Source organism: Petropleomorpha daqingensis (assembly GCF_013408985.1).
Lineage (GTDB): Bacteria > Actinomycetota > Actinomycetes > Mycobacteriales > Geodermatophilaceae > Petropleomorpha > Petropleomorpha daqingensis.
The window spans coordinates 2759783-2777150 of the sequence record NZ_JACBZT010000001.1 but is presented as its reverse complement, the minus strand read 5'-3'; the positions used below and the strand labels follow the sequence as shown (position 1 = coordinate 2777150).

At 74.2% G+C, this 17368-nt stretch carries 16 protein-coding genes; 8 read left to right on the top strand and 8 right to left on the bottom strand.

Annotation, left to right across the window (positions count from 1 at the left end):
• Nucleotides 1-3: 3 nt before the first annotated feature.
• Both GGQ55_RS13635 and GGQ55_RS13630 read right to left on the bottom strand, forming a co-directional pair.
• Complete coding sequence (locus GGQ55_RS13635; protein WP_179717523.1) at nt 4-684, bottom strand: ABC transporter ATP-binding protein; 681 nt, start codon at nt 682-684, stop codon at nt 4-6.
• Nucleotides 681-1592: an ABC transporter ATP-binding protein gene (locus GGQ55_RS13630; protein ID WP_179717521.1), complete on the bottom strand. Its 912-nt coding sequence runs from the start codon at nt 1590-1592 to the stop codon at nt 681-683. The genes GGQ55_RS13635 and GGQ55_RS13630 overlap by 4 nt, the downstream gene beginning before the upstream one ends.
• Nucleotides 1593-1794: 202 nt before the next feature.
• On the opposite strand from GGQ55_RS13630, the gene GGQ55_RS13625 reads away from it, so the two are divergent.
• The 7 genes from GGQ55_RS13625 (at nt 1795) to katG (ending at nt 8252) form a co-directional block, all read left to right on the top strand.
• A complete protein-coding gene (locus tag GGQ55_RS13625; RefSeq protein ID WP_179717519.1) occupies nt 1795-2796 on the top strand; it encodes a hypothetical protein in 1002 nt (333 codons plus the stop codon).
• Between the two features lie 58 nt (nt 2797-2854).
• Nucleotides 2855-3361, top strand: coding sequence for a DinB family protein (locus tag GGQ55_RS13620; RefSeq protein ID WP_179717518.1), 507 nt, complete (start codon nt 2855-2857; stop codon nt 3359-3361).
• Nucleotides 3362-3500: 139 nt separating this feature from the next.
• Entirely contained in the window at nt 3501-4094 is a 594-nt protein-coding gene (locus GGQ55_RS13615) for an ATP-dependent Clp protease proteolytic subunit (RefSeq protein ID WP_179717516.1), read from the top strand.
• Nucleotides 4095-4132: 38 nt separating this feature from the next.
• Nucleotides 4133-4429, top strand: a complete 297-nt coding sequence (locus tag GGQ55_RS13610; RefSeq protein WP_179717514.1) for a hypothetical protein — start codon at nt 4133-4135, stop codon at nt 4427-4429.
• Between the two features lie 175 nt (nt 4430-4604).
• Nucleotides 4605-5795 carry a flagellin N-terminal helical domain-containing protein gene (locus GGQ55_RS13605; protein ID WP_179717512.1) on the top strand — a complete coding sequence of 397 codons (1191 nt, stop codon included), beginning with the start codon at nt 4605-4607 and terminating at the stop codon, nt 5793-5795.
• 61 nt (nt 5796-5856) lie between these two features.
• The gene (locus GGQ55_RS13600; protein ID WP_179717510.1) at nt 5857-6072 is read left to right on the top strand and encodes a hypothetical protein; all 216 of its coding nucleotides are present in this window, start codon (nt 5857-5859) and stop codon (nt 6070-6072) included.
• Nucleotides 6069-8252, top strand: a complete 2184-nt coding sequence (gene katG, locus GGQ55_RS13595; protein ID WP_366489268.1) for a catalase/peroxidase HPI — start codon at nt 6069-6071, stop codon at nt 8250-8252. Before GGQ55_RS13600 ends, katG begins: the two co-directional genes overlap by 4 nt.
• Before the next feature lie 49 nt (nt 8253-8301).
• On the opposite strand, the gene GGQ55_RS13590 is transcribed toward katG, so the two are convergent.
• The 3 genes from GGQ55_RS13590 to GGQ55_RS13580 all read right to left on the bottom strand — a co-directional run bounded on the left by GGQ55_RS13590 (nt 8302) and on the right by GGQ55_RS13580 (nt 11553).
• The gene (locus GGQ55_RS13590) at nt 8302-9219 is read right to left on the bottom strand and encodes a hypothetical protein (protein WP_179717508.1); all 918 of its coding nucleotides are present in this window, start codon (nt 9217-9219) and stop codon (nt 8302-8304) included.
• 61 nt (nt 9220-9280) lie between these two features.
• On the bottom strand, nt 9281-10672 hold the full coding sequence (locus GGQ55_RS13585) for an aminotransferase class V-fold PLP-dependent enzyme (protein WP_179717506.1): 1392 nt from the start codon (nt 10670-10672) through the stop codon (nt 9281-9283).
• Nucleotides 10673-10698: 26 nt separating this feature from the next.
• Entirely contained in the window at nt 10699-11553 is an 855-nt protein-coding gene (locus GGQ55_RS13580) for a class I SAM-dependent methyltransferase (protein WP_179717504.1), read from the bottom strand.
• Between the two features lie 108 nt (nt 11554-11661).
• Here GGQ55_RS13580 and GGQ55_RS13575 point away from each other — a divergent pair, with 108 nt between their 5' ends.
• Entirely contained in the window at nt 11662-14490 is a 2829-nt protein-coding gene (locus GGQ55_RS13575) for an ATP-binding protein (RefSeq protein ID WP_179717502.1), read from the top strand.
• A gap of 40 nt (nt 14491-14530) precedes the next feature.
• Here the strand turns inward: GGQ55_RS13575 and GGQ55_RS13570 are convergent, their stop codons facing one another.
• Genes GGQ55_RS13570 through GGQ55_RS13560 form a run of 3 tightly spaced genes read right to left on the bottom strand, consistent with a single transcriptional unit; the run spans nt 14531 to nt 17366 of the window.
• Complete coding sequence (locus GGQ55_RS13570) at nt 14531-15463, bottom strand: FHA domain-containing protein (protein ID WP_179717500.1); 933 nt, start codon at nt 15461-15463, stop codon at nt 14531-14533.
• Nucleotides 15464-15501: 38 nt separating this feature from the next.
• Nucleotides 15502-16227 (bottom strand): bacillithiol biosynthesis deacetylase BshB1, encoded by a 726-nt coding sequence (gene bshB1, locus GGQ55_RS13565; RefSeq protein WP_218859274.1) that lies wholly within the window; start codon nt 16225-16227, stop codon nt 15502-15504.
• Nucleotides 16224-17366 carry a hypothetical protein gene (locus GGQ55_RS13560; RefSeq protein WP_179717498.1) on the bottom strand — a complete coding sequence of 381 codons (1143 nt, stop codon included), beginning with the start codon at nt 17364-17366 and terminating at the stop codon, nt 16224-16226. Before GGQ55_RS13560 ends, bshB1 begins: the two co-directional genes overlap by 4 nt.
• Nucleotides 17367-17368: the final 2 nt, after the last annotated feature.

Genomic DNA, 17368 nt, shown 5'->3' with positions numbered 1-17368 from the left:
CGCTCATGGGCCCACCAGCCGGCCATCCTCGATGTGCAGTGCCCGGTCGGCGAGCGCGATGAGCACCGGGTCGTGGGTGGCCACGATCGCCGTCACGCCCTCGGACTCCACGAGAGCGCGGAGGAGCGCCATGACCGCGAGGCCGGTCTCGCTGTCGAGCTGGCCGGTCGGCTCGTCGGCGAGCAGCAGCCGTGGCGAGCCGGCCAGGGCGCGGGCGATGGCCACCCGCTGCTGCTGACCGCCGGAGAGCTCGGCCGGCCGCTGGCCGGCGTGCTCCTCGAGCCCGACCAGGCGCAGCAGCAACGCCACCCGCCGCTCGCGCTCGGCGGTCGGCAGCCCCCGCAGCCGCAGCGGGACGCCGACGTTCTCCGCCGCCGAAAGCACCGGGATCAGCCCGAACGTCTGGAACACGTAGGCGACGACGTCCCTGCGCAGCCGGGCGAGCCCGTCGTCGTCCAGCCCGGTCACCTCGGTACCGGCCACCGTGACCGTGCCGTCGTCGGGCCGGTCGAGACCCCCGACGACGTTGAGCAGCGTCGTCTTGCCCGAGCCCGACCGTCCGACCACGGCGACCAGTTCGCCGGGGGCGACGTCGAACTCCGCGTCCCGCAGCGCGTGCACCCGGGTACGCCCTCGGCCGTAGGTGCGGCGCAGGCCGCGCACCGACACCAGCGGAGCGCTCATCCGCGGTCCGGCCGGACGGCCACGTGGTCGGCCTCGAGGGCCAGCCGGACGCGGTGGGTGAGCGCCAGCGCCTCGCGGTACTCCTTCGGGACCTGCACCCGGCCCGCGCGGTCCATCACCGCGTACTCCTCGGCGGTGCTGCTCCCCTCGTCGGGACGGCGCAGCACCTCCGTCGACGTCCGCCCGTCGCGGATGGCCACCGTCCGCTCCACCCGGCCGGAGACCGCGTCGTCGTGGGTGACGACGACGACCGTCGTGCCGAGCGCGCGGTTGACCTCGCGGAGTGCGGCGAACACCTCGTCGGTGGTGGCGGAGTCCAGCTCGCCGGTGGGCTCGTCGGCGAAGAGGACCTCCGGGTGGTTGGCGAGGGCGACGGCGATCGCCACGCGCTGCTGCTCGCCTCCGGAGAGCTCGCCGGGACGGCGGTCGGCGACGTCGGGAACGCCGAGCAGGTCCAGCAGCTCGCCGATCCGCGCGGCGCGGTTCCTGCGACCGACGCCGGCCAGCGCGAGCGGCACCTCGACGTTGCGCCAGGCGCTGAGGTAGGGCACCAGGTTGCGGGCCGCCTGCTGCCAGACGAACCCGACGGTGTTCCGGCGGTAGTCGACCAGGTCGCGCCGGGACATCGCGGCGAGGTCCCACCGCCCCACCCGCACCCGGCCCGCGGTCGGCTCGTCCTGCCCGGAGAGGACGGCGAGCAGCGTCGACTTTCCCGACCCCGAGGCGCCGACGATCGCGACCATCTCGCCGGCGTCGACGAGGAGGTCCAGACCCTGCAGCGCCTGCACCTCGACGGCTTCGGTGCGGTAGATGCGCACCAGGTTGTCGCAGACGATGAGCGCGTCGCGGCCGAACTCGGCCGGTCGGGTGGTGCGGGCGTCGAGCGCGTGCAGCGTCCCCTGCGTCATCCCAGCCCTCCGCCCCCGCGTGCTGCGCCGGCGGGATGTTAGCGCGAACACACCGCCGGGCGCCCCCCGCCGCGCGACCCCGCGGGACACGCCCGGACCGGCGTGTCGTTTGGGGACGCCGCCTCGGGGAACTCTCGCGATCCGACGGGGGGGACCAGTGCCCGGCTCGCGCCGGGCGTCGGCCGTCGTTTCAGGAGCGTGCATGTCGCAGTACCAGGGGAAGCACAGGGTCGAGCCGCCGCGCGGCCGGCACCGGGTCTGGCCCACCGAACGAGCGGTCGCTCCCCTGCTCGGCGCGAGCACCGCGCTGACCGCAGGTGCGCTCGCCGCGATCTTCCTGTCGGGTGCGGCGTCCCCGCCCGATGGCTCCTTCGCGATCGGCCCGTCGCCGGACCACGGGCGGCCGGCCACGGCTGCCCCGGGCGGCGGGTCGTCGGGACAGCCACCGGCGTCGTCCGGTTCGACGACCACGGACGGGACCCTGGACCTGGTCGCGATGCTCAGCCCGAGCGGCGGGGGGTCCGGCTCCTGCTCGTCCTGCGGCGGAGTGCTGACCGGCCTGCTCACCGGCCTGTCCGGCGGGACGACGTCGTCGGCCTCCGGCGGACCCAGCGGGGCCTCCCCGGGCGGGTCGAGCGCGGTCCCGGCCGGTGGCGGCTCGGGCTCCTCCCCCGGCTCGGTCTCGTCGCCGGGCTCCGGGGGCTCGGGAGGCTCGGTCGGATCCGGTGGATCCGGTGGCTCGCTCGGCTCCAGGGGTGGGACGCCGTCCGGAGGTGGGACCCCCTCGGGCGGCGGGACCCCCTCGGGCGGCGGGACGCCATCCGGCGGCGAGCCGGCGCCGGGTCCCGTGCTCGGACCGGTGACCGAGCCGGTGGCGCCGGTCGTCGACCCGGTGACCCAGCCGGTCGCGCCGGTCGTGCAGCCGGTGACCGAGCCGATCACCCAGCCCCTCGAGCAGGCGGTCGCCCCGGTGACGCAACCCGTCGAGCAAGCCGTCGCCCCGGTCACCGCGCCGGTCGCGCGGGCCGCCGCTCCGGTGGCGCAGCAGGCCGCGCAGGCCGCCGCGCCCGTGACCCCGCCCGCCGCCCAGGCGGTCGCCCCGGTCGCCCAGGCCGCAGCCCCGGTCGCCCAGGCCGCCGCGCCGGTGGCGCAGCAGGTCGGCGGCACCGTCGCCGGCGTGGCCGGAGCGGTCGGACTGCCCTGAGCGGACCGCGGGCCCGGTCCGGCGCCGGCCGACCCCGATGTCCGTACCCTGCGCCCGCATGACCCAGCCCCGCAGCCGACCACCCCTCGTCGCCGACGAACGCACCCAGCTGGTCGGGTGGCTCGACCTGCAGCGCTCGCTCGTGCCCTGGAAGTGCGAGGGCCTCGCCGAGGCCGACGCGCACCGCGTCCTGCTGCCGACGTCGCCGCGGATGACCGTCGCCGGGCTGGTCTCGCACCTGCGGTGGACCGAGCACTGCTGGTTCGAGGTGCTCTTCCTCGACCGGCCGGCCGACGTCAACCCGCAGTTCGGCGACGTGGAGGACGCCGACTTCGTGGTGGACGACGTCCCGCTCGCGCAGCTGGTCGAGGAGTACGCGGCGCAGTGCGCCGTCTCGAACGAGATCGTCGCGGGCGCGTCCCTGGACGACGTCGCCGCCAACACGGCCTTCCGGCAGGCCAGCCTGCGCTGGATCCTCCAGCACATGCTCGAGGAGACCGCCCGGCACGTCGGCCACCTGGACCTGCTGCGCGAGCAGCTCGACGGCGCGAAAGGCTATTGGTGAGCGCCCGGTCAATGCCTTTTCGCCGAGGGCGCAACAATTCAGCACGAAGCGTAAAGGGCGGATCGACCGAGAATTATCGGGACCATTCGGAGCAGACTCCGGGAGTCGTCGCAGCACTCGACCCGGAGGACGGATTCCGATGCCCACCAGCGCGAACACCCTGACCGACGCCATCTACGACCGCCTGCTCCGTGAGCGGATCATCTTCCTCGGCCAGCAGGTGGACGACGAGATCGCCAATTCCCTGGCTGCGCAGATGCTGCTGCTCGCGGCCGAGGACCCGAAGCGCGACATCCACCTGTACATCAATTCCCCGGGCGGCTCGGTCAGCGCCGGCATGGCCCTGTTCGACACGATGCGCTTCGTCGACTGCGACGTGGCGACCTACGGCATGGGGATGGCCGCCTCGATGGGCCAGTTCCTGCTGACCGCCGGCACCCCGGGCAAGCGCTACGCGCTGCCGCACACCCGCGTGATGATGCACCAGCCCTCGGCCGGGGTCGGTGGCACGCAGTCCGACATCGCGATCCAGGCCGAGCTGTTCGGCAGGCTCAAGCGGGAGGTCAACGAGCTGCAGGCGCAGCACTCCGGGCAGCCGGTCGAGCAGATCGAGCGCGACTCCGACCGCGACCGCTGGTTCAGCCCCGAGGAGGCGCTGGCCTACGGCCTGGTCGACCACGTCGTCGCGCATGCCGCCGCCCTGCCGGCCCGGGACGTCCCCTTCGTCGACTGAGCAGGTATCCGGGCGCCCCCCGGCGCGCTCTTCCGGGCGTGATCTACCGCGCCGCGGCCGCGCTGCCGTACGAGGACCGGAGCCGGGCCCTTCCCGGCCTGCGCGGCCAGCTGCGGATCATGGCGGTGGCCGCCGGGACGACGCCGGACTGGACGACGCTGACGGTCGCCGGGCCGGACGAGAGGGTCGGCGCGCAGAGCCCGACGCGGTTCGAGTGGCACGCCAGCGTCGTCGTCCACGGGGGCACCCGGTCCTTCCGCCTGCCCGACCTGGTCCCTTGCCCGTCTGCCGACGCCGACGACTGCCGCACCGCGCCCCTGCCGGCGGTCCGCTGAGGCCTGCCCGTCGGGACGGGTCGGGCTCTCCCGCACCACGAGTCACAGCTGTCCCGGATCCGGCGTTCGGGTCAACAGCGCACGTCCGGGCGCCGTTGGCAGACACGCACGACCCCGCGGCACGGATGCAGCGGGTGCAGGGACCGGACAACGGCACGGAGGCCGCGACATGGGCATGAGCGTGGTGACCAACCTCGCCTCGATGACGGCGTACCACAGCCTGCAGCGCACCAGTTCGGCGCTGGAGCAGTCGCAGCGCAGGCTCGCGACCGGACTGCGGATCACCCGCGCGGCCGACGACGCGGCCGGGCTCGGCATCTCCGAGGGGCTGAAGTCGCAGATCGGCGGCATGTCCCGGGCGGTGCGCAACGCCCAGGACGGCGTCAGCGTCCTGCAGATCGCCGACGGCGCGCTCGGCAACCAGACGACGATCCTGCAGCGCATGCGCGACCTCGCGGTGCAGGCCGGCAACGACGCCGTCCTGGACCTGGACGCCCGCACCAACGTGCAGGCCGAGCTGAACCAGCTCGGTGACCAGCTCGACACCATCGCCGCGCGGACGGCGTTCAACGGCGTGAACCTGCTCGACGGTCGGTACGCGGGCCTGTTCCAGGTGGGCGCCTACTCCGGCCAGACGATCCCCGTGACCATCGGCGGCGGCGCCCGGGGCATGGACCGCAAGGGGCTCGACCTGCTGGGCCTCGACGTCCGCGACTCGGTGCAGCTGCCCGCGTCGATGACCGCGGCGGTCTCCGCGGCGCAGGGCGTCCCCTCCGCCGGCCGGATCTCCTTCACCGGCGACTACGTCAACTCCCCCGCCGCCGAGGCGAACTTCCGCGCCCTCGAGGGCACGATCACCTACAACGGCAAGACGTTCGACCTGGGCTCGGTCGACTACACCGGCGCGGTGACCCAGAGCGACTACCTGCTCAAGCTGAACCAGAAGGCCCTCACCGACCTCGGCCTCACCGGCTACCCGTTCGGCGCCTCGCCGGCCCAGCTGGTCTTCAACGGCGACGTCCCCGCCGCCGGGTCGACGCTCGCCGACGCCGACCTGCTGTCGCCGATGTACTACGGGCACAGCGGCGCGGCGCAGGCGATCACCATGATCGACAAGGCCATCGCGCGGATCTCCTCGACGCGGGCCGACCTCGGTGCGGTGCAGAACCGGTTCGAGCACACGATCACCCGGCTGCAGGGTGCGGTCGAGGACGCGACGGCGTCCGAGTCGCGGATCCAGGACACCGACATGGCCGCCGAGTTCACCACCATGAGCCGGCTGAACGTGCTCACCCAGGCCGGCACGGCCATGCTCGCCAACGCCAACCAGTCCAGCCAGTCGATCCTCAAGCTGCTCGCTGCCTGAGGGTTGCTCGGGCCGGCGCGGGTCCGGCTCGACCGGGTCTCCCACCAGGTGCGTCCACGACGTGCTGCGCGCGCTGACCGACGATGTCGATAGCGTCGTCGGCAGCGCTGCCTGCCGATCCCCCGCGGACGACACCGGTTTCGAGCTGGAACGGACCGAGATCGTCTCCTGGGGGCTATGCCCGGTGTGCAACGCGGCATTGAATGACGAGAGGCTTACCCCGCGCGCGACGAGCCGCCCCGTCCCACCAGCGAGCCAAGAAGAGGGATCGACGTGACCGAGAGCGTCAGCGAGAGCGAAAACCCGGGCATCCCCAGCCCCAAGCCGGCAGCGAACCGGCCCCGGACCAACAAGGACTGGTGGCCCAACCAGCCCGACCTGTCGGTGCTCCGGGCGCACAACCCCCGGTCCAACCCGATGGGCGAGGACTTCGACTACGCGGCGGAGTTCGCGACGCTCGACGTCGAGGAGCTCAAGCGCGACCTCGTCGAGGTGATGACGAACTCCCAGGACTGGTGGCCGGCCGACTTCGGCCACTACGGCGGCCTGTTCATCCGGATGAGCTGGCACTCGGCCGGCACGTACCGCATCGAGGACGGCCGGGGTGGCGGCGGCAGCGGCGCGCAGCGCTTCGCCCCGCTCAACAGCTGGCCGGACAACGTCAGCCTGGACAAGGCCCGCCGGCTGCTCTGGCCGATCAAGAAGAAGTACGGCAACAAGCTCTCCTGGGCCGACCTGATCGTCCTGGCCGGCAACGTCGCCCTGGAGTCGATGGGGTTCCAGACGTTCGGCTTCGGCTTCGGCCGCGAGGACATCTACCAGCCGGAGGAGATCTACTGGGGTCCCGAGGACACCTGGCTCGGCGACGAGCGCTACAGCGGTGACCGCGAGCTGTCCGGGCCCCTGGGCGCGGTCCAGATGGGCCTGATCTACGTCAACCCGGAGGGGCCCAACGGCCACCCGGACCCGCTCGCCTCGGCCCGGGACATCCGGGAGACCTTCCGCCGCATGGCCATGAACGACGAGGAGACGTTCGCGCTCATCGCCGGCGGCCACACCTTCGGCAAGACCCACGGCGCGGCGTCCGGGGAGGAGTACGTCGGGCCGGAGCCGGAGGCCGCCCCGCTCGAGCAGATGGGCCTGGGCTGGAAGAACAGCTTCGGCAGCGGCAAGGGCCGGGACACCATCACCAGCGGCCTGGAGGTCACCTGGACCCCCACGCCCACGAAGTGGGACAACAGCTTCCTCGAGACGCTGTACGGCTACGAGTGGGAGCTCTCCGAGAGCCCGGCCGGTGCCAAGCAGTGGGTGGCCAAGGACGCGCCGGACATCATCCCGGACCCCGAGACCAACCAGCCCTCGCGCAAGCCGACCATGCTCACCAGCGACCTGGCGCTGCGCGCCGACCCGGTCTACGACGAGATCGGCCGGCGCTTCCTCGAGCACCCGGAGCAGTTCGCCGACGCGTTCGCCCGTGCCTGGTACAAGCTGCTGCACCGCGACATGGGCCCGGTCTCGCGCTACCTCGGCCCGTGGGTCCCGGAGCCGCAGATCTGGCAGGACCCGGTTCCGGCGGTCGACCACGAGCTCATCGGGGACGACGACGTCGCCGCGCTCAAGCGCACGCTGCTGGACTCGGGGCTGTCTATCTCGCAGCTGGTCTCCACCGCCTGGAAGGCGGCGGCGAGCTTCCGCGGCACCGACAAGCGCGGCGGCGCCAACGGCGCGCGGATCCGCCTCGAGCCGCAGAAGAACTGGGCGAGCAACGAGCCCGACGAGCTGCAGCGCGTGCTGCCGACGCTGGAGCGCATCCAGCAGGAGTTCAGCGCCGGCGGCAAGAAGGTCTCCCTCGCCGACCTGATCGTGCTGGGCGGCTGCGCGGCCGTCGAGCAGGCGGCCCGCGACGCCGGCCACCAGATCACGGTGCCGTTCGCGCCGGGCCGCACGGACGCCTCGCAGGAGCAGACCGACGTCGAGTCGTTCAGGGTGATGGAGCCGAAGTACGACGGCTTCCGCAACTACCTGCGCCCCGGGGAGAAGCTGCCTCCGGAGCACCTGCTGGTGGACCGGGCGTACATGCTGAACCTGACGCCGCCGGAGATGGCCGTGCTGGTCGGCGGCCTGCGGGCTCTGGGCGCCAACTACCAGGGCACCCGGCACGGCGTGTTCACCGACCGGCCCGGGACGTTGACGAACGACTTCTTCGTCACCATCTGCGACATGGGGACGGAGTGGAAGGTCTCCGCCGCGGAGGAGAACGTCTACGAGGCCCGCGACCGCTCCGGTGGCGACGTGAGGTGGACGGCGACCGCCGCCGACCTGATGTTCGGGTCGAACTCTGAGCTGCGCGCGCTGTCCGAGGTCTACGCCGCCGACGACGCGCAGGAGAAGTTCGTGCGCGACTTCGTCAGCGCGTGGGACAAGGTCATGAACCTGGACCGGTTCGACCTGCGCTGAGCGACGGAGGTCCGGGCCGGTCGCACGCCGGCCGGCCCGGGCCGCCCCGTCACACGAACCGCCACGCCCCGCGCCGGGGGCTGGTCAGCCACCAGCCGTAGGCGCCGGTGAGCAGGACGACGGCGTACACGAGGGCGTAGCCCCACCGCGCGGCGGACATCAGCGAGCCGTTCGCCAGCAGGGCGGCCAGCTGGAAGCCGCCGAACGCGGTGTAGGCGATCGCCGGCACCCGGAGCCGCGCCAGGTCGCGCTCGGCCAGCACCAGCCCGGCGCCGACGCCGAACGCCACCAGCCAGGCACCGAGCACCTCGGCGGACAGCGGGGTCAGCTGCCACGGCCAGATCCCGATGGTCGACATGCCGTGGTGCCAGGTCAGGCCGCCGAGGAACAGGATCGCCCCGGCGGTGAACAGCACGATCCCCTGCCCGGCGAGGGAGATCCGCAGCCCGGTCGGCAGCGGCCGCAGGACGACGTCGCGCCGCGCGCGGCCCTCCTCCTGCCGCCCGATCACGACCACGCCGATCAGCGGGACGGCGACGTAGACGGCGATCCAGAACCACGCGGCGCCCCGAGCCAGCGGATCCGCGTCGTGCAGGTGCAGCCGGTGCGCGTGGACGATCGTCGCGATCAGCGTCAGGAACGAGAACACGGTGACCGTCGCGACGGCGACGCGGACCTTCGTCCAGGACCGCTGGCGCAGCGACAGCACCGAGAGCAGGCAGCCGGCGGCGTAGGCGGCGCCGAGGAAGCCGACGGTCGCCGGGCTCTTGATCTGCCACGGCCAGAACCGCTCGGTGTGCCCGAGCACGAGCAGGCTGAAGCTGGCCAGCGCGGTGAGCGTCGCGAAGGCGCGCAGCAGGCGGCGGGTTCCCGGCCGGATCCGGTCGTCGCGGAACCCGGCGGCCGGACCGGCCGGCATCTCGGCGCAGATCACCATCTCACCGCTCCTCCGGGTGTCCTGTGTCACGCGAGAAGGGTGGCGGTAAGGCCGTCCGCGTCACATCGGTCGGGTGACCTATCCCCCACCCCTACCTCTGCCCCACCGGCTGAGGTCGCCGGGCGCCGGCCACGCGGCGCAGCGCCCCCAGCGCCGCGTCGACGTCGTCCGCGCTGGTGTAGAGCGCGAAGCTGAGCCGGCAGCTGGCCGGTGGCGTGAGCCCCAGCTCGCGGTGCGCGAGCGTGGCGCAGTGGCAGCCCGCCCGCGACTCGATCCCCAGACGGTTCAGGCCGGCGGCGATCGCCATCGGATCCATCCCGGCAAGGGTGAACGCGAGCAGCGGGGAGCGCGGCTCGCCGAGCGCGGGTCCGTAGACGGTGAGGCCGGGGATCTCCTGCAGCCCGGCATGAGCCCGGTCGGTCATCGCCCGGGTGTGCTGCCCGATGCGGGCCATCGCCGACTCGACGACCGCGCGCGGCAGCGGCCCGGCGGTGCCGAACCAGTGGGAGGCGCCGTCCACCAGGTCCAGCACCAGCCGCAGCGCCTGGGCCGAGACGATCGTCCCGAGGATGTTCGGGGTGCCGGCCGCGTACTTCCAGGGCAGGCAGTTGTACTGCACGAGATCCGGTGCGACCTGGCCCTCGGCGATCATGTCGCCGCCGTACAGGAAGGGCAGGGACTGCTCGAGCAGGTGCTCCTTGGCGTAGAGCACGCCGACGCCGAACGGCGCGAGCACCTTGTGGAAGGAGAAGGCCAGGTAGTCCACGTCGAGGGCCTGGACGTCGACGCTGCTGCTGGGCACCAGCTGCGCGCCGTCGACCAGCAGCAGCGATCGACGCTCACCCGACGGCTGCAGGTAGCCGCTGCCGTCGGCGATCGCCCGGACGACGTCCAGCGGCGGCTTGGTGCCCAGGAAGTTCGACGCCCCGGTGACGCACACCAGCTTCGTGCGCTCGTCGACCAGCGAGGCCAGGTGGTCGAGGTCGAGCGCCCCGGTGCGGTGGTCGAAGCGCGCCACCCGGCACTGCACCCGGCGGCCGAAGCGCGGCAGGATCTCGCGGCTCAGCGCGTACCAGGGCACGAAGTCGGAGTTGTGCTCCATCAGCGTGGTGACGACGTTGTCGCCGTCCCGGAACTCGGTGAGCAGCGAGTACAGCACTGCGTTGATCGCCTCGGTGGTGTTCCGGTAGCAGGCGATGCTGCGGCGGCTGGGCGCGTTCAGCCAGCTCGCGATGGTGTCGTAGGACTCCTCGAACAGCTGGGTGGTGCGCTGCGAGGCGGTGGACTGGCCGCGGTGCACGTTCTCGTAGGAGGGCGTCAGCGAGCCGTAGAGCTCCAGCAGCTCGCGCGGCGGCTGGGTGCTCGCCGCGTTGTTCGTGACCACCCGGCCGGTCGCCGGGAAGTCGAAGTGCCGCCGGATCCGCTCGACGTCGAGAACGGGGTCCCGGACAGGCGCGGGCCGGGGCGGGCGTCGGCGCCACACGATCGCACCTCCTCGCTCCTCTTGCCCTACCGAGGGGACGGCCCGCCCGCTGATACCTCCTTGCGCTTCCAGGCGCTGAGCATCAGCGGCCAGAAGAGGCTGGCGTCGGGCAGGCGGTCGGCATCGCGGGCCAGCGCCGCCAGCGTCGCGTCGGCCTCCGCCTCACCGGTGACGCCGTGGGCGAGCGCGGCCGGGAGCACGCTGGAGAACGTCGCGGACAGGATCCGCTGCCCGGTGGCCAGCGGCTCGATCCGGCCGGCGACGTCGGTGCCGTCGGGCGCGCCGATCCCGGCCTCGCCGAACAGCTGGGACAGGTGGAATCCCGCGCGGATGTCGCAGCCGAGCGCGAGGAACGTCTCGCAGATCACCCGCCTCACCTCCTCGACGCTGGGCAGCGGCGGCACGAGGTCGATCGCGCCGAGGTCGTACTCCTGCACCACCAGTGCGCCGCCGGGCGCGACGGCGTCCCACAACCGGGCCAGGACGGCGACCCGCTGCGGCAGGTGGAACAGCAGCAGGCGCGCGTAGACGACGTCGTACGGGCCGCCGGGGACCGGTTCGTCCACGGAGAGGTCGGCCGCCACGAACCGGACCTGGGGGTAGCCCTCGGCGTGCAGGCTCCGCTCGGCCACCGCGCCGAGCGCGGCGTCGACGTCGATGCCGGTGACCGTGCCGTGCGGGCCGACCCGGCGCGCGAGCAGACGCATCGTCTCGCCGGGGCCGCAGCCGGCGTCCAGGGCCGACCCGCCGGGCCGCGGCCGCACCCGGTCGAGGACCGTCTCGGCTGCGGACTCCCACGTGCGGGCCTGCGCACGCAGCCGGTCGTACTCGAGGGCGCTGCGCTGCAGGGAGTACTCCTGCTGGGACATGGTGGTCGTCATGCGAAACGAGGGTGGCGGCGGCCCGGCCCCCGGGGATCGTGGAGGCACCACGAGTTTTGGGACGACGGACCGTGGCGGATCGCCGCAGGCAGGGACACACTCCCCCGCGTGGCGCCCGTGTTGCTGGAGCGCGACGTGGAAACGGCGGCGCTCGACCGGCATCTGACCTCGGTGCGCGCCGGGGCCGGCTGCACGGTGCTCGTCGACGGGCCGGCCGGGATCGGCAAGTCCAGCCTGCTCGCGCACACCGCGGAGCTGGCCGGCAGCCGGGGCTTCCGGGTGCTGTCGGCCCGCGGTGCTCCGCTGGAGTCGAGCGCCGGCTGGGGCATCGCCCGGCAGCTGCTCGGCCCGGTGCTGCGCAGCCCCGACTGGGAGGGGCTGGCGGTCGGCGCGGCCGCGCTGGCCCGGCGGGTCCTCGAACCCGACCCCGACCTGCCGCCGCTGCGCGGGGACGCCGCGCACGCCGCGGCCTACGGGCTCTCCTGGCTGGTGGCCGGGCTGGCCGATCGCTCGCCGACGGTGCTGGTCGTCGACGACGTGCACTGGGCCGACGCGCCGTCCCTGCGGTGGCTGGTGCAGCTGACCGGGCAGCTGGCCGACCTGCCGCTCGCCGTCCTGTGCGCCGTCCGGACCGGGGAGGAACCGGCCGACGCCGACGTCCTCACCCAGCTCCTGCTCGCGGTGCCGGCGGCACCGATCCGGCCGCGGCCGCTCGGGCCGGACGCCGTCGCCGAGCTGGTCCGGGAGCGGCTGCCCGACGCCGGGCCGGCCTTCGTGCGCGCCTGCCACGAGGTCACCGGGGGCAACCCGTTCCTGCTGCACGCGCTGCTCGACCACCTGCTCGCCGAGGGGCTGGCGCCGAGCGCCGACGTGGCGACCACGCTGACCGCGTTCGGGCCGGAGCAGGTCGCGCGCAGCGTGCGGCAGCAGCTGGCCCGGCTGCCCGCCGGAGCGGGCGAGCTGGCGATCGCCTTCGCCGTCCTGGGCCGCGACGCCCCGCTGCGGCAGGCGGGCGCCCTGGCGGGGCTCGCGCCGCCGGTCGCGCTGCGGCTGGCCGACCAGCTGCGGGCCACCGGGCTGCTCGTGGCCGAGGGTGGGCAGTACGCGTTCGCGCACCCGCTGGTGATGGGCGCCCTCTACAACGCGCTGCCCCCGGGCGAGCGGGGGCTCCGGCACGGCGCCGCCGCCCGGCTGCTCGAGTACGAGCGGGCCGATCCGGAGCTGGTCGCGCTGCACCTGCTGCACACCGAGCCGTTCGGCGAGCTGGCCACGGTCGGCCGGCTGCGGATCGCCGCCGACCACGCGACGGCCCGGGGGGCGCCGGACAGCGCCGTGGTGTTCCTGCGCCGCGCCCTCGCCGAGCCGCCGGACAGCCGGGCGGCCGAGGCGGACCTGCGCAGCGAGCTGGGCCAGGCGCTCGCCGCCCGCCTGAGCCCGGAGTCCCTCGAGCAGCTGAGCCAGGCCGTCGCGCTCGCCGACACACCCGACCAGCAGGCCCGGATCGCGCTCGCGGCCGGCCGGGCCCTCGCGTTCGCCGGCCACTTCGAGGCCGCGATCGCGGTCTGCCGCAGCGGGCTGGCCACCGGCACGACGCCGGCGCTGGCGATCCGGCTCGAGGCCGAGCTCGTCGGCGTCGCCCTGCTGCAGTCCTGGACGGCGGAGGAGGCGCGGGAGCGGGTGCGCGCCGCATCACCGGAGACCGGCGCGACGTGGCTGTGGCGGATCCTCGCCGGGTGGCAGGCCGCGGCCGACGCCCGCCCGGCGGCCGAAGCGCTCGACCACCTGTACGCGGCCCTGCAGGACGACGGCACCTTCCCGGAGGCCGACACGATCCTCGGCAGCTGCGCCAAGATCGCCTTCATCACCTGCGGCGACCTGGCCACCGCCGAGGCCCTGTGCGCAGGGCTGATCGACGTGGCGCGGCCGCGGGGCTGGCTGATCGCCCTGGCGCACGGCAGCTTCATGCGGGCGATCGCGTACGTGCACGCCGGGCGGGTGCGCGAGGCCGAGACGGACGCCCGGCTGTCGTGGGAGTACAAGCTGCACAGCAGCCCGCTCCCGGCGCTGATGTGGTCGGTGTTCCCGCTGGTCGACGCGCTGACCGAGCTGGACGACCCCACGGGCGCCGACGCGGTGCTCGTCCGGACCGGTCTGCTCGGCGACCCGCCGGCCGGGGCCCTGGCCGGTGCGGTGCTGCTGGAGAGCAGGGCCCGGTTGCGGCTGACCCAGGGCCGCCCGGCCGAGGCGCACGCCGATGCGGCGCAGGCCGGTCGCCGGTGGGCGGAGCTCGGGTTCGCGCACCCGGCGCTGGCCGCCTGGCGGGTGGTCGACGCGGAGGCCCTCGTGGCGCTGGGCGACCGGGCGGGGGCGCGGCGGCTGGCGGTCGAGCACCTGGAGCTGGCCGCGCGGGTGGGGCTGCCCGAGCCGCGCGGTGCCGGGTTGCGGGCGCTGGCCCGGGCGGCGGACCGCGACGAGGCCGTCGGGCTGCTCCAGCAGGCGGTCGCCGTCCTGGCCGACTCCCCCGCGCAGCTGGAGCACGTGCGCGCGCTGGTCGACCTCGGCACCGCGCTGGCGCGGACCGGGTGCCGCGAGCAGGCGAGCGACGTGCTGCGCCGGGCGCTGGACCTGGCCGACCGCGGCGGTCTGCAGCGGCTGGCCCGGCTCAGCCGCGACGAGCTGCACGCCTGCGGCGCGCGGCCACGGCGGACCGCGGTCAGCGGGGTCGAGTCGCTCACCCCGGCCGAGCACCGGGTCGCCGTCCTGGCCGCTCGCGGGCTGAGCAACCCGGAGATCGCGCAAGAGCTGTACGTCACCCGGCGCACGGTGGAGACGCACCTGACGCACGTCTTCCAGAAGCTGTGCATCCCGACGCGGTCGGAGCTGCCGGCGCAGCTGCAGGGCAGGGTCCTCGATCCCTCTGTGGTTTCGCGTGCTTAACCGCGCGCGGTTAAGCACGCGAAACCACCGTTTCGGTGGGTCAGGCGCGGCCGAGCAGGGGGTAGACCGTCTCCTCGCCGGTGCGGCCCTTGGTCGGCACCCGCACCGGCTCACCCCAGACGAACCGGTCGACGACGGCCTCCCGCGCCACCTCGGTGACGAGCACCGGGGCGTGGCCCTGCCGGCCGGAGATCCCGGAGAGCCGGAAAGCCAGGTTGGTGGCGTCGCCGAGCACGCTCACCGCCGAGTGCGGCAGGCCGATCACGGTGCCCGGCCCGCGGACGACGCCCCAGCCCATCTGCACCGGCGCGCCGTCCGGGCCGCGCAGCGGCAGCTGCGGCGCCACCTCGAGCACACGCTGGTGGACGGCGAGGGCGAAGTCGACGGCCAGCGCGTTGGCGTCGGGGATGTGCTTGAGCTCCCAGACGGCGTAGAGCGCGTCGCCGGCGTAGCTGCTGAGCGTGCCGCGGTGCCCGGTGAGCACCGTGGTCAGCTCCGCGTACAGCGACTGCAGGGCCGTGGCGACCACCCCGCCGTCGGTGACCTGCGAGATCGTCGAGTAGTTGGTGATGTCGCCGACGACGAACATCATGGTCGACTGCGTGATCGCCGACCGGGTCGCACCCATGTCGTCCTGGGCGTCGCCGGCGAACCGGTCGGAGCGGAACTCCAGCTCGGTCTCCCCCACCGTGATCCGGTCGCCGGGCCGGATGATCTCGGCCAGCGCCCGGCCCAGCCGGGATCCGTTCAGGTACGAGCCGTTGGTGCTGGTGTCGATGACGTAGGCCTGGTTGCGTTCGACGTCCAGCCGGATCTCCAGGTGCGTGCGCGACACCGAGTAGTCCTCGATGAGCACCCGCCGCTCCGGTTCGATGCCGGCGCACTGCCGCCCGACGAAGATGCGATCGGGGATGGGGACCACGCGCTCGGCCGGTGAGCCGGGAGCGACGACCAGGAGGGCTGGCGCGACCACGGGGGGAATGTAGGGGCTGGTCACCGGCAGCGGAACGTTCAGATGAACGAGCGGTAGACCGGGCCCTCGCCCGAGGGCAGGTCGGGCAGCCGGTCGAGACCCAGCGGACCGGTGCAGGAGAACGGCTCGCCCCACGCCGCGCCGATCATCGCGCCGAACACCCGGGCGCGGGCGGCGAGCAGCTCGAGGAAGCCGCCGCCGTCGATCGCCGTCCGCCGGTCGCCCGGCGCGGCGGAGAACTGGCTCTCGAACGCGGCGATCGCGGCGGTGCGCTGCTCCCACACCGGCGTCACGTCGACGACGAAGGTCGGCTCGAAGACGGTGTGCAGCATGTAGTGGTGCACCCGCGCCGTGCGGTGCGGGTCGCCGTCCCCCCACTTGGCCACCCCGGCCAGGAAGGCCGCGTCGCGCACCAGCCGGCCGGCGGCGGCGTGGTCGGGGTGCCGGTCGTCGAGGTGGTAGGGCGCCAGCACCAGCCGCGGCCGGAGGTCGCGCAGCAGGCCGACGACGGCGGCCCGGTGCTCGGGGCCCAGGCCGCCGTCGGGCAGGTCGAGGGTCGTCCGGCTCTGCACGCCGAGGATGTCCCCTGCCCGCCGGGCCTCGTCCGCCCGCAGCTCACGCGTGCCACGGGTCCCGAGTTCCCCGGCGGTCAGGTCGGCGATCGCCACCCGCATCCCGGCCTGCGCGCACAGCGCGAGCACCCCGCCGCAGCCGACCTCGACGTCGTCGGGGTGCGCCCCCACGGCCAGGACGTCGACGCTCACGGGCCGAGCAGGTGGTCGACCAGCAGCGTCGGCGGCTCGCTGCCCGGACGCGGCGCCGAGGACAGGTCCGGCGGGATCCAGCCCGGGATCGGCCGCCCGCCGAGCACCCTGTCGATCACGGCGTTGAGCACGAGGCCGTAGAGGGCGGTGCTGCGGCCGACGACCCAGCCGCTCGCGGCGTCGTTGCAGTGCACCGGCAGCGAGACGTCGGGGCTCCACCGGCCGGTCGCGCCCAGCTCGCCGAGGCCGCCGCCCAGGTCGAAGCGGTACCCGGTGCCGCACCGGCACGTGGCAGCCGCGGCGCCGTCCACGAGGGACAGCCGCAGCCGGGTGCCGTCGGTCGGGCAGGAGTAGTGCAGCGGCAGGTGGTCCTCGGGCAGCGGGCGGACCTGCGGGTCGACGTCCTGGGCGACGAGCTCGGCGACGGCCTCGTTGAAGACGGCGACGACGTCCTCCCGCCGCTCGAGGTAGGCCTCCAGCGACTCGGTGAACGCGCCCTGCTCGAGCACCGCCGAGAGGGTCACGGCGGGCAGCGAGACGCCGAGCCGGTCCCGCAGCAGGAAGGTGGCGAACGCGGCGTCGACCTCCCCGAGCGTCTCGGGCTTCTCCGCGTGCACGGCCTCGGAGAGCGCGGCCAGCCGCTCCCGGGCCGCGGCGCGGTCGGGCTTCGGCCGGTCCTTGACCGCCTGCTCCAGCCAGCCGCCCAGCTCGCGGAAGGCCTGGTCGAGCGTGGCCGGCGAGACCGGGACGAACCGCGGCTCGCTGCCGCCGGCCGCGCGCGGCGCGAACCAGATGCCGCGCAGCTTCGAGCCCGACGGCAGCACCAGCCGCTGGCCGTAGCGCTCGGCCTCCGCGGAGTACATGTCGTGCCAGAGCAGCACCGGGGCGGCGTCGTCGTAGCCGGCGAGCTGCGCGCCCGCGACGAACTTGGTCAGCGTCCACGGCGCGTAGTCGGCGCAGACCTGCTGCCCGATGTGCACCAGCGGCGCACCCGTGGGCAGACCCGCGGCGGCGGTCAGGGCGTCGCGGACCGGCGGCCGGAGGGCGGCGCGGAACTCGTCGACGTCGGTGAACAGCCCGCGCTCGGCGAGGAACTCCCGGCCGGAGTCGGTGTCGAGGAGGTCGAAGAGGGTGCGCATCG